Below are 21,000 nucleotides of genomic sequence, written 5' to 3' on the forward strand. Positions count from 1 at the left end.
ATCAGGTATATGATCATTCGGGGCTGCTAAAACCCTATGATTGTAAATATTAAACAACCTGTAAAAAGAGTTAATTAAATAGCTACGCTGTGTCCAATGCGCGGGTCTTGGGGTAGGATCTCCATATCGGGAAATTCTATATAATCGGCATACCATTGTATAGCACTTATTACATCCAGTGCATCATCAGGGCTAATATTCATGGTCTCAAATGCATATAATTTTTTATACGCATAACCAAACAGCTGAATTTCATTAGGGTTGGGGGTGTAATTTTTCTCTGTAACACAAAACACCTTTACTTTTAAAGGGGTATCTCGTGAGTGTATTACGTCCTGGCATGGGGCATTAGGATCGGTTGATAAAAGGAATACATGGTGCTCCATAATAAAATAACACCGTATTTTTCATATAGTTTAGTGTTTATGCCGAATATAAATTGTTTATTCTGAATAGTTGTATGATGTTTAAACAGCTACATTATTTTATGTTAAACAATATAGTTATTGACTTGTCTTTTTTTAACTAAAATTTAAATCATGAAATCAGCAGGAAAATTCATTTTAATTGGAGCGTTTTTGCTTAGCCTTGCAGCCTGTGGCGAAAACCCAAAAAACACATTTGGCGGCCCATCTAATAATGTTAATGACACGGCGACATCCAGGCGCGACACCAGTTCGGTTGGAACGCGTACAGATGGCCGCTTACAATAGCTTAAAGCACGTTTTCCTGATTTTAATTAAGGAAATATGCTGCTTATAACAAATATTTTCTACTAAAGAAATTTTGCTTTTATGGCTTATGCTTTTCAGGATAAAAACCACCATTTGTGGTTACAGATGTAACATCCTGGTCACCGGAGGTTTAATACCTCTACGCGATTGAATGTTTAAGGTAATGATGGGTTGTTTACTCTCCATCATCATGAAGCATAATTTATAGCTTATTAATCAGTGATTTATACAACTGCAAGTGCTTATTACAATTTAAAAATTAAAAGTGGCACCATTGCGTAATGGCAGATACCTTGGTGTAGTATGCTTAGTGAAGAAGTGGTTTAATTATCAGGAAAATAACGGGAAATGGCGCCCCATTCTACAGTAATGTTTTCCACAAATAGGGACGAAAAAATGTTAATAAACCGCATTTTATAGCTTAATATAATATATTTTTTCAGTTGGTATAAGGTTTGTTTATATATAAATGCCCTACTCAACAGGGCTGTTTTTCATAGGTAGATGTAGAGTCGGAGTAACTGCGAGAGTAATTCCGGCTTTTTTTTGTTAAATAGTTTTTTGCCGTCTTAAAGCCTCTTCCCCAAAGCGTACCAGGTCTTTCCCGGATATAAAACCTACTGTATTTAATACAATTTTTCCCTTGCTGTCAAAAATAATGAGGGTGGGGTATGCCCGCATGCCCCATTGCTGTGCCAGTTGCGGATTACTGCCTTTCTCCATATCCAGGGCAACGTTCACAAAATTCTGGTTAAAAAGTGCTGCTGCCTTACCGTTTTTAAAAGAAGTTGCTTTTAGCATTTTGCAAGGTCCGCACCAGGTGGCATAAGCATCTACAAAAATGTATTTGTTTTGTGCGGCTGCCTGTTTTAAGGCATCGGCCCAGGTAGTGGCCGTAAAATTAATTTGGCTGCTGCCATTGTTTTGCGCCATGCTCACCGGCGCATTACAGCTCAGCATCAGCAGGCAAACAAGTGATCTCAAAAATATTTTCATGGTGTAATCAGCAAATAAAATATTACGGTAAATGTATAAAAAGCAGCCTCATTTTTAAAAGGCTGCTTTGGGAATTATTGTGGGCGACGTTCTTCCCGTTGAGGGCGTTGCGGCCTTTGTTCACGCTGCGGATCTTGTTGTCTTTGCTGACGCTGTTGCTCTGCCTGCTGCTGCCTTTGCTGCTGCGCCTGTTGGCGTTGTTGTTCCTGTTGCTGACGCTGCTGCTCCTGCTGTTGCTTTTGTTGTTCGGCCTGTTGCTGACGTTGCTGGTTAGCTTGCTCCTGCTGTTGCTTTTGTTGTTCGGCCTGTTGCTGACGTTGCTGGTTAGCTTGCTCCTGTTGTTGCTTTTGTTGCTCGGCCTGTTGCTGTCTTTGTTGTTGAGCCTGTTCACGCTGCTGTCTTTGTTGCTCCTGTTGTTGCTGGCGTTGTTGGTTGGCTTGTTCTGATTGTTGACGTTGCTGTTCCGACTGCTGTTGTTGCTGCCTTTGTTGCTCACGCTGTTGACGCAGTTGCTCTCCCTGCTGCCTGCGCTGCTCAGCTTGTTGCTGATTTTGCTGACGCTGCTGCTCGGTTTGTTGGCCAGCCTGCTGCCTTTGCTGCTCGCGTTGTTGGCGCAGTTGCTCTGCCTGCTGCCTGCGCTGCTCAGCCTGTTGCTGACGCTGCTCATCAGTTTGTGACTGACCTTGTTGGCCTGTTTGTTGACGCTGTTGTCTTTGCTGCTCAAATTGCTGACGGCGTTGTTCGGCTTGCTGACGCTGCTCATCGGTTTGTGGCTGGCTCGCTGCCTGACCACTTTGCTGCCTGCGTTGCTCATATTGCGGACGACGTTGATCGGCCTGTTGTTGGCGTTGCTGCTCGGTTAGCTGTTGCTGATCTTGCTGCTGGCCGCGGCGCTGGTCTTGCTCTGTACGGGTACGGTCGGGTATGCGTCCGGCTTGTCCGTCGGTACGGTTAGGGCGGCTGGTACGGTCGTCTGTTGTATTTGCTGGCCTGTTGCCGTTGTTAGGCCTGCGGTTGTTAAACCTGTCGTCGTTGTTATTTACCCGTACTACGTTACTGTTAGCGGCATCGTTACTGCGGGCAGTGCTGGCCAAACGTGCGGCATTGCTGCGGTTAATAGCCGCGCCATTGCGGTTCCCAATGTTAAAGTTGGGGTTAGCATTGCGGTAAGCCCTGGCATCTACCACGCGGTTAGGGCGGGCGTTTTCTACCTTCCTTACATTAGGGCGATAAATATTAAAAGTATTGTTGCGTATGAACGGCCTGTTAGGGCGGTTAATATTATTGATGTTGTAAACCTGTACCCGGCTGCGGGTTACCCGCTGAATATCGGCCACACGCGGGCCAGCCGCATACCTGCGGTTATTGCGGGTGTAAAAATTATCAATTACACGGGTGCGGCCAAAAAATGCGCTTATGCGTGGCCTTGGTACATAGTAATTGTAAATTACCGGGCTATTAATATACAGTTGTGGTGCAAAGGTCCAGTAATCGTAAGGAATGTCATACCCACTGTAGGACGCATCTAAATTTGCATTAGGGCCAAGCGGTGCCCAGCCATAGTAATTATCATCGCTGCGCCAGTCAACCCAGGCCGGTCCCCATTCATAATCGGGGATCCATTCCCAGCCGTAGTAATCGTCAAAACGCCAGCGGCCATAGTGGAAGGGTGCCCAACCCCAGTCGTAATCTGATGCCCAGGTATTGCCATACTCGGTCATTACCCAATGGCCGTTGGTGGCATAGGGTCTAAAATCTTCGTCCACATCGGGCACCCAAACGCTGCCATAATCGGGGTCGTCTATCCAGGTACCGTAAGGTTGCAACTCGTTATAAAAATCCTGAAAGGAGATCTCGTTGCTTTGGGCGGCTGCTTTTTGGGGCACAGCCAGCATGGTAATAAATGCCAGGCCGCACAGGGTTATATATTTGAAGAGCAGTTTCATGGGTTGGTAGTTTAATTGGTATGGTTACAATGTTCGACACTGCTAAATTAAAAGCGTTTAACCCTGCTTATTGTTTCTTATGTAACAAATTAGAAGGAGCCCCTCCCAACCCTCCCCGGGAGGGAGGGCTTTAGAAATAATTCTAAAAAGTCTCCCCTCCCGGGGGAGATTTAGAGGGGGCTTGGTTTGGGAAGGGCTTTAATTTTTGCTAATTTTACCAATCGTTACCTAAAATAATCTTTTATGAGCACAGTAAATATTCCACGGTTAGATTTAGATACCTACAAAAATGGAGATGCGGAGAGCCGTAAAAGGTTTTCGGATGCCATTGGCCAGGCGTTTAACGATACCGGTTTTGTTACCATTACCAATCATGGCCTGAGCAAGGAACTGATAGACGATCTTTACAAACAGGTACAGGCCTTATTTGCCTTGCCCGAAGATGTAAAGTTAAAATACGAAAAGCCCGAACTGGCTGGTCAGCGTGGTTATACCAGTAAAGGCAAAGAAACCGCTAAAGGGTTTAAAGTGCCCGATTTGAAAGAGTTTTGGCAAATAGGCCAAACCGTAACCGATGGCGACCCGGTTAAAGAAAGCTACCCTGATAATGTTTATGTAGAAGAATTGCCCGAGTTTAATACCGTAACCCGCGAGATCTACCAAAAGTTAGAAGCTGCCGGTACGATGCTGCTCGAAGCGATAGCCGTTTACCTGGGCTTGCCGCAAGATTATTTTTACGATAAGATACACAACGGTAATTCTATTTTGCGCACGCTGCATTACTTCCCTATTGAAGACCCGGATGCCCTGCCCGATGATGCCGTACGCGCCGGTGCACACGAAGATATTAACCTCATTACGCTGCTTATTGGTGCCAGTGCCGACGGACTGGAAGTACTTACCCGCGATAAGGAGTGGTACCCGGTAAAAGCACATGGCGAAGATGTGGTGGTTAACGTAGGCGACATGCTGCAGCGTTTAACCAACAACAAATTAAAATCGACAACGCACCGGGTAGTGAACCCACCGCGCGAGCAAATGAAGTTCTCTCGTTTTTCGGTGCCCTTCTTTTTGCACCCTAAATCAAAAATGGATTTAACCAGTTTAGAAAGTACCATTGATGCCGAACACCCTAAATTGTACAGCGACATGACCGCCGGTGAGTATTTAGACGAAAGGCTGAGAGAGATTGGGTTGAAGAAGTAAACCCCCTCCCCAGCCCTCCCCCGGAGGGAGGGAGTTGAATTGGCCCTGATGCAAGTTGTATCAGGGCTTTGTATTTTTAAAAGCATTTCCTTTCATGAAAGAGGTTGACACAGAGAGTTTAGCCAAGCGATTTTAACCCCTCCCTGCCCTCCCCAAGGAGGGATGAATAGAACGATTTATAAAAAGTGTTTTGTAATTCTTTCGTCTACCAAGGAGGGATTAACAGCATTAAGCTACTTTCATTTCGCTCTGTATAGCCCTTAAAAATTCGTTGCAGTGCTGCGAACCTATAATGTAAACCAGGCCGTCGCGGTCGGTGAGGTGAATGGCCTCGTTTCCGGCGGTGTAAAAGCGGATGGTGCCTTTGCTGTGCAGGTTATAAACCGGGTTATTGAACAGGTAGCGGCTATAGGTGCCTTTTTCTACTTTAACAATGCTGTTGAGATCAATTTTTACCAGCTTGGTGGTCCATAAGCCGTTCAGCAAAATGCTTTGGTTTTGTACCCTGATGGTAAAGTGGACCACAAAGCCCAAAATGATAGAGATAATGACGATAGCAAAACCCACAACCACTAATAGGTCGGCGTTGCGCTCGTTGGGTTCGGTCATAAAAAAAATGGCGAAACACAACATGGCCAGTACCAGCCGTATGGTAACCGGTATCCATTCACGGCCCAGGTACTGCTTTTCTAAATAAACTGGTTTTGTTGCTGTCGTCATTTTAATATTTCGAAGATAGTAACTTTTTTGGTTTGGGCCGTTAATTTATAGCGGTTGTCCAGCCGGTAACCTGCTATCCAAATCACCTCGCCGTTGCCATTAATTAGTATGGGTGTTTGTGTTTTTTGATGTACAGGTACTTTTTGATTAACGAAAAAGTCGCTTAGTTTCTTGCGTGTGCTCATTCCAAGCGGCATAAAATAGTCGCCTTGCCGCCAACTGCGCAGGGTTAACGGGTAAATTAGTAAACCCGAATCAATCATAGCTATATTAGCATTTGGCGCAATAGGCCCAGGCTCATCGGTACACGAAATTTGAAAAGTATAGTTGCCATACCGGGCAGTTTCATCTTCTGGATCAATAGTTACTGACGACTGGGTGTCGATGATTTTCGAACTCAATATGAGTTTATCTCTATCCAGTACTAAAATATAACCCGCACTTTCAAACACCCGTCCGCTGTGTTTATTTAGAGAGCTAATTAGGTCGTCAATAGTGGTATCGTTAAAGCCGTAATCTTTAAGCATTCCGCTTAACAGTAAGCGTTGTGGATATAACTGGCTGATTCCTGTTAAAGAAAGATGTATCTCTTTACCATGTTCCGTCCAAACCTGATTTTTGGCCATGGCTACCTGCTGTTGCAGCAATTGTTCCAGTTCCCTGAAATGGGTGAGGTTGCGCTCAAAGGTTTGCTCCAGGTTAGGGTTGAGTTCTTTGAGTTTAGGAATAACCTGATGACGCAGTTTATTACGGGCGTATTTGGTAGATGCATTGGAACTGTCTTCTGCATAAGCCAAATGGTGCTGACTAATCAGCCCGGTAATTTCCTCCCGGTTTAAAAAAAGCAGGGGGCGTACCAGCAGGTTATTTTTAGGTAAAATACCATGTAAACCGGCAATACCGGTACCCCGTGTAAGGTTTAACAATATAGTTTCAATTGTATCGTTTTGGTGGTGTGCCGAAGCAACGGCAGCATAGTTATGCTCCTGGCAAAGCTGCCCGAACCACTGGTAACGTAGCTGGCGTGCAGCCATTTGTATAGATGATTTTTGCTCGGCAGCGTATGCTGAGGTTTCGAAGTTAATGGTATGAAAGGGTACTCCCATATCAAGAGCCAGTTGCTTGCAAAAGGCCTGATCGGCCTCGGCTTCGCCATTGCGCAATTGAAAGTTACAATGAGCAATGGCAAATGTAAACCCGGCCGCCTTTAATAAATGAACCAGTAAAACCGAATCCATACCGCCGCTTACGGCTGCCAACACCACATCATCTGCCTTAAACAGTTGATTTTGTTGTATAAAGGCAGTAAAGCTTTGCACCGGTAGCATGCTCAAAATTATTAATTTAATAACCGCAACCAAACAACTAATTTTGCAGCGTGAGAAAAAGTCTCTTTATATATATCCTGTTACTGGTATCGGCCGCGGCCATGGCACAACGGAAACCTGCAAAATCAATAGTTTATATCATTCAGTCGGATAGGAGCGTGGGTGTAAACGAAGAGATGATCAAAGTTTACAACGGAACTTTCCGACAGGAAAATACTACCCTGAGGGCCGATAGTTCTTATTTTTACCCTAAGCGTAACTCTTTTGATGCCTTTGGAAATGTGCATATAAACCAGGGCGATACGCTGAATGTTTATTCGGATAAGCTTTACTACAACGGAACATCGCACGTAGCTCTGCTTACCAATAATGTGCGCCTGGTAGACCGCGATGCCACTTTAACTACCAATTACCTTACGTATAATACTGCTACTAAAATTGGCACTTACACCGGCGGAGGTAAGTTAGTTAACAAAGATAATACGCTGATCAGTCAAAACGGTTACTACTTTGCCAACACGCGCGATGCTTATTTCAGGTATAATGTGGTGCTCACCACAATTGATGCTGTGATAAAAACAGATACGCTGCGTTATAATTCGGGCACGCGGATCTCCTACTTTTTTGGTCCTACGCATATTTTAGGGAAGGACAAGGATACCCTGTACACCGAAAAAGGTAATTACAACACCATAACCGAACAGGCATTTTTCAGCAAAAATAACCTGTACACCCAAGGCACCAAATCTTTAAAAGGCGATAGTTTATTTTATGACCGCTTAAAGGGGTACGGCCGCGCGGTGAGGAACATTACCTTTAATGATAACGAACAAAAAGTGACTATCAAAGGTAATTTGGGAACCTATTACCGTGCCGATGAACGTGCCGTGGTAACACAGGATCCGTACGTAATTATGGTAACCGAAGAACGCGACACCACGCAAAACAAGATGACTGCCGCCCAGCCTTTACTGAAAGCTAAACGCGATAAAACTACTGTTGTTAAGCCCAAGGTGCCAGCCAATACCAAGCCACTTGCGAAGGTTGGAACTCATGTAAGCGATAAGGGTACGCTTACAACCGATTCGATAGCCATAAAACCGCCTCCCCGTATCAAACGCGATTCTATTTACTGGGGTGCCGATACTTTGGAAACACAAATTTTAACCTACAAAAAACTGCGCGAACTACAGGAACGAATGCGCCTTTCGGGTATCAGGGACACGTCGTTGAAGGACAAGCCCAAGCCGGTTAAAAAAATACCTTTAAAGGTATCTACCACTAAAACCCTGATAGCCATGCCGCCGGCCGATATAAAAATAGACATGAGCTTTTTAAAACCCGATTTATTTGGCGCACCTAAGGCTCCCGATACTACGCAGAAGAAGCTGCCGGTTATTGCTAAAGATTCTTCGGCTAAAAAACCGGTTAAAGCAGTAGCCCAGCCAAAAGACATCCGGCTCGATTCGGTGTACATGACCCGTAAACTTAACCTGAGCGATACGGCGCGCATTCGTATTTTAAGTGCGCATCATAATGCTAAGATCTTTAAGTCGGACCTGCAATCCAAAGCCGATTCCATGTTCTATAGTTATGCCGATTCTACCATGCGGTGTTTTGTAAACCCTATGATATGGACTCAAGGCTCGCAACTATCGGGCGATACCATTTACCTGCAGCTGAAAAACAAAAAGCTCGATAATATGGACCTGTGGCCCAATGCTTTCACGGTAAACATTGAAGCGCCCGATTCCACCCACTTTAACCAGGTGGCCGGTAAAAAAATGCGGGGCTTTTTCGTAGCCAATAAGTTGCAGCGCATGTTTGTGGATGGCAATGCCGAAACTATTTATTTCAACCGCGATAGCACCAAAAAAGAGGTGACCGATTTGATGCGCTCCATCAGCAGCCGGATAAGGGTAAATTTCAAGGATAACAAAGCATCGAACATTACGCTGTACACCAAGGTAGAACAGCGCATATTGCCTATAGCTAAAGCTGTGGATGACGACAAGATATTAAAAGGCTTTATTTGGAAACCCAAGGAAAGGCCCGAATCGAAAGAAGCTATTATATCGCCAACAAAATTAAAGCCACCAGGTAAAAAAGGAGCAGCCGGTAAAACACCGGCCAAGAGTCCGCCCGGCAAAGGTAAACCTGTATTGCCCGGAGCTAAGAAACCGGTTATTGATTCGGCAGGGAAAGCGCTACCGGTAATAGATTCGGCCACTACGAAAATGGTTACGGATAGTGTGTTGAAAGTGTTGCCAGGCTTACCGGGTAGCTCAAAGCTGCCAGCGTTGAAGAAGGTGCCGGCTGTTATAGATTCGGTTAAGAAGAAGGTAGGTAAGGATACTGCTCGGGTGGTAAAACCGTAATCAAACCTACACGCCCGATCAGGCGTCCACGCTTACCATGTTTGCATTGAGGCGTCCACGCCTCAATGGGCGGGTTGGGTTACTTCTTGACTCCTGACTCTGTACTCTTAACTCTATCCCCCTACTTCCTTTAAAAAAGCGAGTAGCTTTTCCATGGCAATAGCGCGGTGGCTAATACGGTTCTTCTCTTCCATGGTTATTTCGGCAAAGGTAATGGTATAGCCTTCGGGTTCAAAGATAGGGTCGTAACCGAAGCCATCGGTACCTGACCTTTCCAGGCGGATAGTGCCGTTAACCGTACCGTCGAAAAAATGTTCCTCCCCATTCCATAGCAGGGAAATCACCGTGCGGAAACGGGCTTTGCGATTACTAATACCTTCCAGGTTTTTCAGTACTCTGTTAATATTAGCCTCGTGGTTGCCATGTTGGCCAGCGTAACGGGCCGAGTACACACCCGGCTCGTTGTTTAGGGCTTCAATTTCCAGGCCGCTATCGTCGCCAAAACAGTTAAGTTTATATTGATCAAAAATGTAATGGCTTTTAATAGAAGCATTGGCCTGGAACGAGGTGCCGTTCTCTTCAATATCGTGGTGGCAGTTAATGTCAGTGAGACTTTGCAACAGGAAGAGGTCGCCGGTTTTGGCAGCTACTTCCTGTAACTTATGCTGGTTGTGGGTAGCGAATACTAAGGTAACGGGCATGTTTAAAAGGTTTTGATCTGGTTCCAAAAGGCTTTGGTGTTTTCTTTATTGCCCATCATTTCATCGAAACTAAAGGTATATAGCGCCAGGCAGGCATTGAGTTGCTGCACCTCATTTTGATTGAGGTTCGGCATTTGGGCAGGCAGTGCCGCAGCGCCAAGTACGAGTAATTTGGCCGGGTTAAAAAAGTCTGCCAGTTGCGGCCAGCTTACCGCCGGGTTTGCCGAAAGGTTTACAATTGCCACATCATCCTGGCTGAAGTTTAAACGGGTAACGGTATTGAGCAGTGCAGTTAAGTGCGCTTCGGCTATAAATTGTTCGGCAGGATAATGGGTGAGTATTAAAAAGCTTTTTTGATTATTGCCTAAGTACTTAAACGTTGGGGCGTACGTTTGTTCAATTATAGCAGACGTTGTTGGACTGGCAGAAGCAGTAGTGGTGTCAGCTTCCATATCAGCGGCAGCAAATGCAGGCTCAACAGTAGCAGTTTGAGGAGCATCCGGGTTGCGGTAGCTCTGCATATCGCCTTTTAACAGGTAAAGTTCATCCTGCAAAAAGTAACGTAATTGGGCAAGTGGTGTATCCAGTTTCACTTTAACAATTTTTAACAAAAATAGCTAAAGCAAGTGAGGGTTTATGGGCATATTCGCATAATATTATGCCATAGGTATATAATGACATATTTATGCCGCCGAAGTTCAGATTTTTTACGAAATTCGGAGGTTTATTTCAAGCACTTGCCGTAATGAAGGCAAGCGCTCAATTAAAGTGTACATGAGAAAGTTTGGAATTATTTTTTTGAGTTGTTTATTAACATTTACCTTGGCCTATGCCCAACGCAGCACGCTCGATAAGGTTGCTGGTGTGGTAGGCGGAAGCATTATTTTAAAATCGGATATAGAGTTACAATATGCCCAGTACCTGGCTAATGGAGGCCAGCCCAACGAGTCGATCAAATGTTTGGCGTTAAGCCGGTTGCTTACCCAAAAGCTGCTTGCCCAGCAAGCTGTTATTGATAGTGTTACGGTGACTGACGATGACGTAGATGGCTCTATAGACCGCCGGATGCGCGGCATGATGCAGCGTGCCGGTGGGCAGGAAAGGCTGGAGCAGTTTTTAGGCCGTTCGGTTATTCAATATAAAGACGAAATACGTGCGGATGTTAGAGAAGGCCTGGTTGCAGAAAGAATGCAGGGAAAAATTACCGAAAAAGTAAGCGTTACCCCGCAGGAAGTGAAACGCTTTTTTGATGCCATTCCTAAAGACAGTTTGCCATCGTACAACAAAGAGGTGGAAGTTGGAGAAATTGTATTTCAACCTAAACTGAATAAAGAAGAAAAACAATTTTATAAGGATAAAGCCGAAGGCTTACGTACGCGGGTAAAAAACGGAGAAGATTTTGGTACTATAGCCCGTTTATATTCGCAGGATCCGGGTTCGGCGCCCGATGGTGGCGATTTGGGCTTTTTTGACCGTACAGGTATGGTAAAGGAGTTTTCGGCAACCGCGTTTAAATTAAAAGCGGGTGAAATTTCTCCGGTATTTGAATCCGAATTCGGCTTTCACTTTTTGCAGGTTATTGAACGCCGCGGCGAGCAGGTGCATGCCCGCCATATTTTAGTAACGCCTGTAATTACACCAGGCAGCCTGGAGCGGGCCAGGGCCAAAGCCGATAGCATTTATACGCTTATTAAAACCAATAAGCAGGTTGATTTTTCTACGGCCGCATCTGTGTACTCCGATGATAAGGAAACCAAGTACAATGGCGGCATGCTGCTCAATGCCGAGAATGTACAATCGCGTTCGACCCTGATACCTACGGATAAACTGGACCCGCAAGTAGCGCTAATTGTGGATACCATGAAAGTGGGCAGCATCTCCAAACCGCAATTGTTTACCAATCCGCAAGACCAGAAATCTACCTACAAGATCTTATTGCTGCGTTCGGTAACGGATGCGCACAAGGCTAATTTGGCGCAGGATCTGCCTAAAATTAAAGAAAACGCCCAAGCCGATAAATTTAACCGTACGGTAAGCGAGTGGTTTGAAAAGAAAAGAAAGAACACCTTTGTACGTATCGATCCAGAGTTTCAATCGTGCAAGGAGTTGAAAGATTGGGTTAGCACACCGCAAACCGCTCAAGTTAAGCCTTAATACATAACATGTCGTCATACCGTAACGAAGTAGAAGCAGCTGATGCCTTAAAGCAGGCTTATCAAAACATTAAAGCCGAAATAGGTAAAGTAATTGTTGGCCAGGATGAGGTTGTAAAATCGGTACTGATCTCTATTTTTAGTAACGGACATTGTTTACTGGTTGGCGTGCCCGGCCTGGCTAAAACCTTGCTGGTGCAAACCATTGCCCGCGTGTTAGACCTCAACTTTAACCGCGTACAGTTTACGCCCGACCTGATGCCATCGGATATTATTGGTGCCGAAATTTTGGGGGAAGACCGTCACTTTAAGTTTATACGGGGCCCCATTTTCTCCAACATTATTTTGGCCGATGAAATAAACCGTACCCCGCCTAAAACCCAGGCCGCGCTGTTAGAGGCCATGCAGGAAAAAGCGGTGACCGCAGCCGGTGTTACCCACCAGTTAGATAAGCCCTTTTTTGTTTTGGCTACCCAAAACCCTATTGAGCAGGAAGGTACCTACCCACTGCCCGAGGCCCAGCTGGACCGCTTTATGTTCAATGTAACGCTGAGCTATCCTACCTTTGCCGAAGAATTGCAGGTGGTAAAAAACACCACCAGTACTAACGTGGTGGAACTGAACAAAATCATTAGTGCCCGCGAGATCATTGAGTTTCAGCAATTGGTTCGCAATATACCGGTATCCGATCATGTACTGGAATACGCTGTGCGGATGGTATCAAAAACCCGTCCGCAGGGCGAGTTTGCCACGCCGCAAATCAAGCGTTTGCTTAACTGGGGCGCAGGGCCCCGTGCTTCGCAGTTTTTGGTGTTAGGTGCCAAATGCCACGCCGTCATTAGTGGCAAGTACTCCCCCGATATTGAAGACGTGCAAGCCGTAGCCAAACCCATTTTAAGGCACCGCATCGTGCGCAGTTACCACGCCGAAGCCGAAGGGTTATCAACGGATGATATTATTGAGCAATTGTTTTAGAATTGCTTCAGATATTTAAAAAGGCTTCGTGTGAACGAGGCCTTTTTTATTGTTCGGTAGTCTCCCGCGCTGTCCGTAGTCTGAAGACTACGTGCATAGGCGTTCGAAGTCGGAGACTTCGAACAGCGCAATGTGCGAGGAAACTTCCGCGAGTCCTGCGCAGCTAAAAACGCGTTGTCTCAGCGCGCTGTCCGTAGTCTCCGACTACGGACTAATATGCCGGTAGTCTTCAGACTACCTAATTTAAATTCAATTTACTACTTTGCCGTACTATAATTATGCGCAAAGGCTATATCATACACAATCAGCAGGCCATTTATTACATGACCTTTACGGTGGTAGGGTGGATAGATGTTTTTAGCCGATTGAGCTACCGTGATATTTTTATTGAATCGTTAAAATATTGCCAGCAACATAAAGGACTGCGTTTGCACGCCTATGTTATCATGACTAACCATGTGCATGTAATTGTATCGGTTAATGAGGGTTGCAGCATCAGTGCCTTTGTGCGCGATTGTAAGAAATTCACCGCCACTCAAATTTTAAAGGAGATTGAAGAGAACGGTACCGAAAGCAGGCGCGAATGGATGCTGCACCAGTTTAAGTATTATGCCTCGCGCCATAGTCGTAACGAACGCTACCAGCTTTGGGAACACGACAACCATTACATCGAGTTAACCTCGCCCGATTTTATGCAGCAAAAGATCGATTACATACACCAAAATCCGGTTAAGGCTGGCTGGGTTTACCGGCCCGAAGATTACGTTTATAGCAGTGCGGCTAACTATGCCGGTATAGATCAGATTATTGATGTGGATTGTATTTATTGATAGACCGGTAGTCTGGAGACTACGGGCATAGGGGTTCGAAGTCAGAGACTTCGAACAGCGCGGGGTTTAAATTTATTGCACTGTCCATAGTATTAATCTATGAATTACTGCCTGTGTTTTTATCAGTATTTAAGTCTTGAATAAAACTATTATGCTTGTTCAGAATAGCTTCAGGAATGTCGTACTGTTTCGCGAGCCTTTTGTGCCTTTCCAAAGTTCTATAAAAGCCCTTAAAATTTTCAAAATGACTATTGTAAGATATAATAAGATCATCTGAGTTTTTTATGACAAAATAACCGTCTTTATTGGAACCAATTCTGTTGCTTCTTTTTAAAGGATTAATCAACCAGCTCTGAATATTATTATCGCTTAATTCACTCTCTTTAATTCCCATTGTTCGAATTTCATCTACAATTTTTTCTCGTTTAAGTGGATTAGAACTGTTATTGTTTTGAGAATCTAATATATTATAAAGCATGTTTCTTAGTGCAGTGAGATCTCTAAAATAACCAGTTGCGAAATCTTTCTTATGCCCCTTACCAGCAACACCTATTAACTTATCCGACACTAATTGGCTTTCCTTTTGATTGATTTTTAAACCCAAGCCTTTGAGTTCAGTAACATCATCAGAAAAGGTATAAATTAATTTATTATCAATAAGGATGCCCATAGCATCAATCCACGGATTTTTAAAATGGTCTCTTTGCGAAAAATATTCATATTTTGCTGCAAGGACGATGTTATTTATAGTCATATCCAGCATCTTATTAATCCAGTTGGTGTTTCCGTTTCTATAAAATTGTCCAAGATTCTTAATTAATGTTGAGTATAGCTTGTCTTCAAGATTGTCTAAAGCATTGAGTACATCCTGCTCTATCACATCGTCAAGTTTTTCTAAAATCAGCGCTTCAAATTGCCAATAAATTAAATTGGTAAAGTTGAAGTTAGGATCCTCAATTACAGGAAGATCGTAGAGGCTCGAACAGGTTTCCATTAAAGAATCCACATGGCTGTTAAAGTTTTTTACAAATGCCTTTCCACGATAGCTTTCAGAAAATTCAAAATTATCTAATGACTTATTTATTGATGTTATATTTTCCATCAGTTCGCTCGTTTAATTTTGATCAATTCATTTGGTATAGTAAATGTCGAAAGGTCGGTAATATAAAATTGATGATTATGCCTATACGGATGGGTTTCATCAATAGTTTGAAATTCAAATGTAAATTTATATGCTAAATTATTAGACTCTATTAAATAGTTGTAATGCCTATTTAAGTTTCTATACTGGCTCCACTGGTTGGTCGAACTACCTAAAACGATTACTGTTCCGTCTTCAGAAAGCATTGTGTGAGCTGTTTCCAAAAAGTCTTTAGTTTCAAATCTTCCTCTGAATCCTACCTCGAAAGGATTGCAAAAAATGATATTGTCAAATCTTTTGGCTCCTATATTGAGTTTATAATAATCACACTGCTGATCTATATAATGGCAATCATGATTTTCATAGTCTTGAGGAAAGTTCATAAAATGTTCAATTGGTGGAATTGCAATATCAGTGAGATAGCAATTAGGAAATTCCATTTTACCAAAAAAAGTCTTTCCAGCTGCAAATTCAATATTTTTGACCATAGGGTCATTTGGGAAATTTAGATAATGATTAAAATTATTTCCGTTAATATCTTGACGAGGCACTTAAATTAGTATAATATTATAAAGTCTTCCGACAAGTTAGTAACTTTAAACAATGATTCAAAGTTTCAACGATAGTATCTTGATATTTAAAGCAATTGGAGATATCTATGGGAATCTTTTCAATGCTGTTAAAGAAAGTGTAAATTGGGATAGAAGTTTCAAATCAAGAAAAACTGCATCATTTGGAATTCCCTATAATTATTCCAATATCAATTATAAGTATTTAGATTTTCCATTCTACATTGAGCGAGTGATAGACGATCTCTCACCTAAATTAGGTTATCGTCCTAATAATTGCTTGATAAATTTTTACGATAATAGTAGTTCTTTTATGGGGTTTCATTCAGATAGAACAGACATTCTTGTACAGTCTACAGGAATTACTATCCTATCACTTGGAAATCAAAGAACAATGCGTTTCAAAAATAAATTTACAGGAGCAATAAATGATGAATTAATGGAGCCAAAATCGTTTATGCATATGACTGCCGAACTACAGAATGAATGGTTGCATGCTGTACTACCAATAGATAATTCTGAAGTCGATAACGAAAGGATTAGTATTACTTTTAGGAAGCTGACATGTTAACTCCCCCCGCTGTCCGTAGTCTCAGACTACGGACTACTATGCTGGTAGTCTCTGACTACCCACCCTTCAACAACTTATTCACCAACCCCACCGACACCCCTAACTCCGCAGCAATTTTGCGCTGGCTTAATCCCTGGGCGCTTAAATAAGCGGCCATACCGGCGCGGTGGTTGCCAGCGGTGTTGCTGGGTTTGTTGATGAGTTGCTGTTCGGTAGTGTTACCCGTAAAGCGGAACTGTAAGAAATCTTTGGTTTTGTGGAGTTGGAGCAGGCATACGTTGTTGGCCCCGTAAACGCCGGCCGTATTGCGCTGTTTGATTTGTTTAAGGTAGCGTTGTCCGTGCAGGCCGGCACCAATGGCAAAGGCGCTATCGCAAAAGTTGAGCAGGAGTTTACTGCCCTGTAAATCGTTAGTGGTAATGGCCATGCCGGTTTTGCGCTTGGGCGTATGGGCCAGTGCCAATATAGAGAGTTGGTGTCGTTCTTTCAGGCCTTTTAAATGTTCCATTAAGGTGAGTGCCCCGGTTGCGTGGGCGGTATGGCTCAGGCAGGTAATATTATCAATAATAAGCACCGAGGGTCGCACCTTTTCAACCGCCTGGGTTATGGCGTTGAGCATTACCTGCGTGCGGTTAATACCTTCGGGCAAGGGTTCGTGCTGGTTCAGCTGCGCCCGGTGAAAGGAGGTGCTAAACGGGTAAGGTTCGCCCGTAGAGGTATAACGCTGCTCGAACTGCTTGGCCGAAAGTTCAAAATCGAGATATAGCACCGTTCGGTAACCGGTTTGCATGCGCAACGGTTCAATAGGTTCATTACGGGTTAGGCTATTGGCTATTTGCACTGCCAGCACCGATTTGCCCATGTTGGTATCGGCAAACAAAATACTCAGTTCGTTTTCGTACCAAAACTCACCAAACAGCTGCAAGGGCGGCTTGGTGTATTGCTCTTGCCGCATCCAGTCGGGCGCGGTACGCAGGGTCAGCAAATTGGCGGCAGCTTCCTGCAAGCGGTCGTGGGCAAAGGGTGAGGCAACCGGTAGCGCATTATTTACACACGGGGCAGAGATCATCTCGCGTTCGAGGACCGGCAGGCCCTCCAGATTAGAAGAGTACATAAGGGGAAGAAAATTGAGGTGGAGACCACAAATATAAATAACGGTTTCCGTAAAAGTGGTGCCACTGTTTTGTCACAAGTGGAGCTTGGTGAAACCCCTCCCTTGCCCTCCCCGAGGAGGGATGAAGCGAACAGCTTGATAAAAAATATCCTAAAAATCGTTCACGAAAGTGTTCGAAAACCGTTCATAAGCGTTAACATGTGAACACTTTTGGCCAAAAATGAGTCGAATTGGCTCGTGCATCCAACAGCAAAAGTTTGCCCAAATGAGGAAAAGCGCGGTTTAATAAGGTTTTATAAATAATGACCTACACTTACGGCGTGAACACTTCCGCTATCCGTAGTATCTGAATACCTACCCACCACCCTTCAACAACGTATTCACCAATTCCAACCGACAACCTCAACTCACCCGCAATTTTGCGCTGGCTCAATCCCTCGGCGCTTCAATAAGCAGCAATGCTGGTGCGGTTGTTATTGCTGGGTTTGGTCAGTAGTTCCTGAACTATCTATCTTAGGTGTAGTGGGAAAAAGTAAAAAGTGTGTGGTAATAACACCGACCACCATTCTCTACTCACCACTCACACCCTACCTATGCTTCCCGCTCATAAAAAACACCACCTCTCCCCCGTTCATAATATCAGCATGCTTAATAGATAGGCCGGTTAACGGTTTACCATTCAGCAGCACCTTTTGCACGTACACATTTTTATCGCTTTGGTTTTTTACGATAACCGTGAACTTTTTGCCGCTTTGCAAGTTAATGACTGCGCCGTTTACAGCCGGACTGCCCAGCGCATATTCGTCGTTACCCGGCGACATCGGGTAGAAACCCAGGTTGGTAAAAATAAACCAGGCGCTCATTTGGCCGGTATCGTCGTTTCCGCCCAAGCCATCGGGCGTGGGTTTGTACATTTTCGGGAGGATCATGCGTACACGTTCCTGGGTTTTCCAAGGTTGGTTGGTCCAGTTGTACAGGTAAGCCACATGGTGCGAGGGTTCGTTGCCATGCACGTAGTTGCCAATGATCCCATCGCGGGTAATGTCTTCCGTTTCTTCAAAAAATTTATCGGGCAGGTGCATGGTGAATAACGAATCGAGATAAGGGATCACCCGCTTGTTTCCGCCCATAATTTCAATTAATCCTTTAGGATCTTGCGGGGCAAACAGGGTATAGTTCCAGGCATTGCCTTCAATAAAACCCTGCCCAATAGTGGTCAGCGGGTCAAACTTTGGGCGGAAGGTGCCATCGGCCAGTCGCGGGCGCATAAAGCCCGACGCCTTATCGTACACATTCTTGTAATTCTGTGCACGTTTGTTAAACTCCTCGTAAATATCCGGCTTGCCCAACTTTTTAGCCAGTTGCGCAATACACCAGTCGTCGTAAGCATACTCTAACGTGCTCGATACGGAAGTGCCGTTGCGCTCATCGGGGATATATCCCTTATCTATATAATAACCAATGCCTTCGTAATCGCGTTTGCGGGCGGTGGTCACGCAGGCTTCGAGGGCTTTATTGACATCTATACCAGCGGTGTTGCCTTTAATAATAGCATCGGCCACAACCGAAACACTGTGGTAACCCGACATGCACCAGTTTTCGTTACCCGAGTTCGACCATACCGGCAACATGTGTTCCGGGCTTTGCTCATAGTGGGCCAGCATGCTTTTTACCATATCGTTATTGCGGTTGGGCGCTATAATATTAAACAGCGGATGCAGCGCACGGTAGGTGTCCCATAACGAAAACGTGGTATAGTTGGTAAAACCTTTGGCCTGGTGTACGTTCTGATCTACGCCTTTATATTGCCCATCCGTATCCATATATATGGTAGGGTTAATGAGTGTATGGTACATGGCGGTATAAAAGTTTTCCTTTGTCGCTTTGCTGTTCGATTGTATCACGATCTTATCCAGCTCTTTTTCCCATTGCTGCTGGGCATCGGCCTTTACTTTTTCAAAATCCCAGCCTGGTACCTCGGCAGCCATATTGTTTAAGGCTCCCTGCATGCTTACCGGCGATAGTGCCATTTTAATTTTGACCTTTTCGCCATCGGTGGTCTTGAAATCGAAATATGCTTTTATACGCTGGCCGGCAATTTCAGGAAAGTTTTTATTTTGATTGAATTTACCCCAAAAACCACGGTAAACCTGGCGGGTGCTCTCGTTGCGGAAACCATGCGAGGTGAACGGCTTAGAAAAACGCATGGCAAAATACAACACCCGGTTTTTAGCCCAGCCATTGGTTTGGCGGAAACCGGTTACCAGGGTATCGTTAATAACATGTACATACGTCCACACGTTTTTATCGGTATAATTATAAATACCGGCGGTAAGGTCTAACACAATATGCGATTGATCGCTTTGCGGAAAAGTGTACTGGTGAAAACCAACACGGGTACTGGCGGTCATTTCGGCCAACACGTTAGGGTCGTCGAGTTTTACTTTGTAATAGCCCGCCTGGCTCACTTCATTCTGATGCGAAAAACGGGAACGGTAGCCGCTGCCCGGTTTATCAACCGTGCCGGGGTTTAATTTTACAGTACCAACGGTAGGCATCACTAAAAAGTCGCCCAGGTCGGAGTGGCCGGTACCGCTAAAATGGGTATGACTAAAACCGGTAATGGTTTTATCGTTGTACTGGTAACCGGCACAGTATTCATATACTTTAGGGTTATACTTGCCGTTGAGCTCGTAACTGGCGGTATCGGTTTCGGGGCTTACCTGTACCATACCAAAAGGCACGGTGGCGCCGGGGTAAGTATGGCCCATGCGCTGGGTGCCAATAATGGGTTTAACGTATGGTACCAGTTTTTCGGCCGGTTTGTTTTGAGCCACAGTAGTAAACCCTAATGATGACATTATAAGAAATAGTGTATAGTGTTTTTGCACTTTTAAAAATGTTAAGGGTTTTAAAACCAATTATAATTGCCATATTGGCATAAATACGTTATATCGTAACAACGGTATAGCATTTGTAATCTAATTACAAAGTTCAACTTTAAACAAAAAAATTCAGACTAAACATGAAGAAATTACTTTCCGCTATCCTGTTTGCAATGGTAGCTATGTCTTTCAGCTCCTGCGGCTATAATAGTATGGTAAAATTGGATGAAGATACCAAAGCCAAATGGGGAACCGTACAAAGCCAGTATCAGCGTCGTGCCGATCTGATACCCAACCTGGTAGCTACCGTAAAAGGTGTAGCCAACTTTGAAAAAAGTACCCTGACCGAAGTTACCGAAGCCCGTGCTAAAGCAACATCTGTACAAGTTGATGCCTCAAAATTAACACCTGAAACCGTTCAAAAATACCAACAGGCACAAGGTGAGTTGAGTACCGCCCTGGGCCGTTTATTAAGTGTTACCGAAAATTACCCTACCCTGCGCGCTAACGATAACTTTACCGCCTTGCAAGGACAGTTAGAAGGTACCGAAAACCGGATCAGCGTAGCCCGTATAGATTTTAATAACTCAGTACAGGCCTACAATAGTAAACTGCGCGCTTTCCCTAATAATTTAACCGCTAAAATGTTCGGTTTTGCTCCTAAGGGATACTTTGAAGCCGATGCCGCTGCTAAAAATGCGCCTAAGGTAGAATTTTAATTTTTGGATTACACTCATTCAATTTGAGATTACA

The 21,000-nt window shown here is 44.3% G+C and carries 19 protein-coding genes; 8 read left to right on the forward strand and 11 right to left on the reverse strand.

The features are described from left to right. Positions 1-74 precede the first annotated feature (74 nt). Positions 75-386: a hypothetical protein gene (locus tag ACFQ3S_RS09775; protein WP_377163802.1), complete on the reverse strand. Its 312-nt coding sequence runs from the start codon at positions 384-386 to the stop codon at positions 75-77. 153 nt (positions 387-539) lie between these two features. Here ACFQ3S_RS09775 and ACFQ3S_RS09780 point away from each other — a divergent pair, with 153 nt between their 5' ends. Then, positions 540-713, forward strand: coding sequence for a hypothetical protein (locus tag ACFQ3S_RS09780; RefSeq protein ID WP_377163804.1), 174 nt, complete (start codon positions 540-542; stop codon positions 711-713). A 570-nt stretch (positions 714-1,283) separates the two neighbouring features. On the opposite strand, the gene ACFQ3S_RS09785 is transcribed toward ACFQ3S_RS09780, so the two are convergent. Beyond that, a complete protein-coding gene (locus ACFQ3S_RS09785; RefSeq protein ID WP_377163806.1) occupies positions 1,284-1,730 on the reverse strand; it encodes a thioredoxin family protein in 447 nt (148 codons plus the stop codon). 74 nt (positions 1,731-1,804) lie between these two features. Beyond that, positions 1,805-3,676: a DUF6600 domain-containing protein gene (locus ACFQ3S_RS09790; RefSeq protein WP_377163808.1), complete on the reverse strand. Its 1,872-nt coding sequence runs from the start codon at positions 3,674-3,676 to the stop codon at positions 1,805-1,807. Between the two features lie 243 nt (positions 3,677-3,919). Between ACFQ3S_RS09790 and ACFQ3S_RS09795 the strand changes: the two genes are divergently transcribed. Beyond that, positions 3,920-4,882: an isopenicillin N synthase family dioxygenase gene (locus tag ACFQ3S_RS09795; protein WP_377163810.1), complete on the forward strand. Its 963-nt coding sequence runs from the start codon at positions 3,920-3,922 to the stop codon at positions 4,880-4,882. A gap of 228 nt (positions 4,883-5,110) precedes the next feature. Here the strand turns inward: ACFQ3S_RS09795 and ACFQ3S_RS09800 are convergent, their stop codons facing one another. Together ACFQ3S_RS09800 and tilS are read right to left on the reverse strand one after the other, a co-directional pair. After that, the gene (locus ACFQ3S_RS09800) at positions 5,111-5,602 is read right to left on the reverse strand and encodes a hypothetical protein (protein ID WP_377163812.1); all 492 of its coding nucleotides are present in this window, start codon (positions 5,600-5,602) and stop codon (positions 5,111-5,113) included. Further along, on the reverse strand, positions 5,599-6,930 hold the full coding sequence (gene tilS, locus ACFQ3S_RS09805) for a tRNA lysidine(34) synthetase TilS (protein ID WP_377163814.1): 1,332 nt from the start codon (positions 6,928-6,930) through the stop codon (positions 5,599-5,601). The genes ACFQ3S_RS09800 and tilS overlap by 4 nt, the downstream gene beginning before the upstream one ends. 50 nt (positions 6,931-6,980) lie before the next feature. Between tilS and ACFQ3S_RS09810 the strand changes: the two genes are divergently transcribed. Then, positions 6,981-9,308, forward strand: coding sequence for an OstA-like protein (locus ACFQ3S_RS09810; protein ID WP_377163816.1), 2,328 nt, complete (start codon positions 6,981-6,983; stop codon positions 9,306-9,308). Positions 9,309-9,421: 113 nt separating this feature from the next. Here ACFQ3S_RS09810 and rdgB read toward each other — a convergent pair whose 3' ends face one another. Both rdgB and ACFQ3S_RS09820 read right to left on the reverse strand, forming a co-directional pair. Continuing rightward, positions 9,422-10,009 carry an RdgB/HAM1 family non-canonical purine NTP pyrophosphatase gene (gene rdgB / locus ACFQ3S_RS09815; RefSeq protein ID WP_377163818.1) on the reverse strand — a complete coding sequence of 196 codons (588 nt, stop codon included), beginning with the start codon at positions 10,007-10,009 and terminating at the stop codon, positions 9,422-9,424. 2 nt (positions 10,010-10,011) lie between these two features. Beyond that, positions 10,012-10,620: a hypothetical protein gene (locus tag ACFQ3S_RS09820; protein WP_377163820.1), complete on the reverse strand. Its 609-nt coding sequence runs from the start codon at positions 10,618-10,620 to the stop codon at positions 10,012-10,014. A gap of 163 nt (positions 10,621-10,783) precedes the next feature. On the opposite strand from ACFQ3S_RS09820, the gene ACFQ3S_RS09825 reads away from it, so the two are divergent. The 3 genes from ACFQ3S_RS09825 to ACFQ3S_RS09835 all read left to right on the forward strand — a co-directional run bounded on the left by ACFQ3S_RS09825 (position 10,784) and on the right by ACFQ3S_RS09835 (position 13,967). After that, entirely contained in the window at positions 10,784-12,163 is a 1,380-nt protein-coding gene (locus ACFQ3S_RS09825) for a peptidylprolyl isomerase (protein ID WP_377163822.1), read from the forward strand. An 8-nt stretch (positions 12,164-12,171) separates the two neighbouring features. Beyond that, positions 12,172-13,137 carry an AAA family ATPase gene (locus ACFQ3S_RS09830; RefSeq protein ID WP_377163824.1) on the forward strand — a complete coding sequence of 322 codons (966 nt, stop codon included), beginning with the start codon at positions 12,172-12,174 and terminating at the stop codon, positions 13,135-13,137. A gap of 278 nt (positions 13,138-13,415) precedes the next feature. Further along, the gene (locus ACFQ3S_RS09835) at positions 13,416-13,967 is read left to right on the forward strand and encodes an REP-associated tyrosine transposase (protein WP_377163826.1); all 552 of its coding nucleotides are present in this window, start codon (positions 13,416-13,418) and stop codon (positions 13,965-13,967) included. A gap of 97 nt (positions 13,968-14,064) precedes the next feature. Here the strand turns inward: ACFQ3S_RS09835 and ACFQ3S_RS09840 are convergent, their stop codons facing one another. Beyond that, positions 14,065-15,069 carry a hypothetical protein gene (locus ACFQ3S_RS09840; RefSeq protein ID WP_377163828.1) on the reverse strand — a complete coding sequence of 335 codons (1,005 nt, stop codon included), beginning with the start codon at positions 15,067-15,069 and terminating at the stop codon, positions 14,065-14,067. Continuing rightward, positions 15,069-15,659: a hypothetical protein gene (locus ACFQ3S_RS09845; protein ID WP_377163830.1), complete on the reverse strand. Its 591-nt coding sequence runs from the start codon at positions 15,657-15,659 to the stop codon at positions 15,069-15,071. Before ACFQ3S_RS09845 ends, ACFQ3S_RS09840 begins: the two co-directional genes overlap by 1 nt. Positions 15,660-15,711: 52 nt before the next feature. On the opposite strand from ACFQ3S_RS09845, the gene ACFQ3S_RS09850 reads away from it, so the two are divergent. Continuing rightward, the gene (locus ACFQ3S_RS09850; protein WP_377163832.1) at positions 15,712-16,248 is read left to right on the forward strand and encodes an alpha-ketoglutarate-dependent dioxygenase AlkB; all 537 of its coding nucleotides are present in this window, start codon (positions 15,712-15,714) and stop codon (positions 16,246-16,248) included. Between the two features lie 55 nt (positions 16,249-16,303). Here the strand turns inward: ACFQ3S_RS09850 and ACFQ3S_RS09855 are convergent, their stop codons facing one another. Beyond that, positions 16,304-17,362: an AAA family ATPase gene (locus ACFQ3S_RS09855; protein WP_377163835.1), complete on the reverse strand. Its 1,059-nt coding sequence runs from the start codon at positions 17,360-17,362 to the stop codon at positions 16,304-16,306. Between the two features lie 587 nt (positions 17,363-17,949). Beyond that, a complete protein-coding gene (locus tag ACFQ3S_RS09860; RefSeq protein ID WP_377163837.1) occupies positions 17,950-20,253 on the reverse strand; it encodes a GH92 family glycosyl hydrolase in 2,304 nt (767 codons plus the stop codon). 134 nt (positions 20,254-20,387) lie between these two features. On the opposite strand from ACFQ3S_RS09860, the gene ACFQ3S_RS09865 reads away from it, so the two are divergent. Then, positions 20,388-20,966, forward strand: coding sequence for a LemA family protein (locus tag ACFQ3S_RS09865; protein ID WP_377163839.1), 579 nt, complete (start codon positions 20,388-20,390; stop codon positions 20,964-20,966). The last annotated feature ends 34 nt before the right edge of the window (positions 20,967-21,000 follow it).

It is taken from the genome of Mucilaginibacter terrae (genome assembly GCF_042679325.1).
Lineage (GTDB): Bacteria > Bacteroidota > Bacteroidia > Sphingobacteriales > Sphingobacteriaceae > Mucilaginibacter > Mucilaginibacter terrae.

What these genes read in the sequence shown, in the direction of transcription:
- ACFQ3S_RS09775 (WP_377163802.1), bottom strand. Translation starts at nt 386, where the DNA reads ATGGAGCACCATGTATTCCTTTTATCAACCGATCCTAATGCCCCATGC.
- ACFQ3S_RS09780 (WP_377163804.1), top strand. Translation starts at nt 540, where the DNA reads ATGAAATCAGCAGGAAAATTCATTTTAATTGGAGCGTTTTTGCTTAGC.
- ACFQ3S_RS09785 (WP_377163806.1), bottom strand. Translation starts at nt 1,730, where the DNA reads ATGAAAATATTTTTGAGATCACTTGTTTGCCTGCTGATGCTGAGCTGT.
- ACFQ3S_RS09790 (WP_377163808.1), bottom strand. Translation starts at nt 3,676, where the DNA reads ATGAAACTGCTCTTCAAATATATAACCCTGTGCGGCCTGGCATTTATT.
- ACFQ3S_RS09795 (WP_377163810.1), top strand. Translation starts at nt 3,920, where the DNA reads ATGAGCACAGTAAATATTCCACGGTTAGATTTAGATACCTACAAAAAT.
- ACFQ3S_RS09800 (WP_377163812.1), bottom strand. Translation starts at nt 5,602, where the DNA reads ATGACGACAGCAACAAAACCAGTTTATTTAGAAAAGCAGTACCTGGGC.
- tilS (WP_377163814.1), bottom strand. Translation starts at nt 6,930, where the DNA reads ATGCTACCGGTGCAAAGCTTTACTGCCTTTATACAACAAAATCAACTG.
- rdgB (WP_377163818.1), bottom strand. Translation starts at nt 10,009, where the DNA reads ATGCCCGTTACCTTAGTATTCGCTACCCACAACCAGCATAAGTTACAG.
- ACFQ3S_RS09825 (WP_377163822.1), top strand. Translation starts at nt 10,784, where the DNA reads ATGAGAAAGTTTGGAATTATTTTTTTGAGTTGTTTATTAACATTTACC.
- ACFQ3S_RS09830 (WP_377163824.1), top strand. Translation starts at nt 12,172, where the DNA reads ATGTCGTCATACCGTAACGAAGTAGAAGCAGCTGATGCCTTAAAGCAG.
- ACFQ3S_RS09835 (WP_377163826.1), top strand. Translation starts at nt 13,416, where the DNA reads ATGCGCAAAGGCTATATCATACACAATCAGCAGGCCATTTATTACATG.
- ACFQ3S_RS09840 (WP_377163828.1), bottom strand. Translation starts at nt 15,069, where the DNA reads ATGGAAAATATAACATCAATAAATAAGTCATTAGATAATTTTGAATTT.
- ACFQ3S_RS09850 (WP_377163832.1), top strand. Translation starts at nt 15,712, where the DNA reads ATGATTCAAAGTTTCAACGATAGTATCTTGATATTTAAAGCAATTGGA.
- ACFQ3S_RS09855 (WP_377163835.1), bottom strand. Translation starts at nt 17,362, where the DNA reads ATGTACTCTTCTAATCTGGAGGGCCTGCCGGTCCTCGAACGCGAGATG.
- ACFQ3S_RS09865 (WP_377163839.1), top strand. Translation starts at nt 20,388, where the DNA reads ATGAAGAAATTACTTTCCGCTATCCTGTTTGCAATGGTAGCTATGTCT.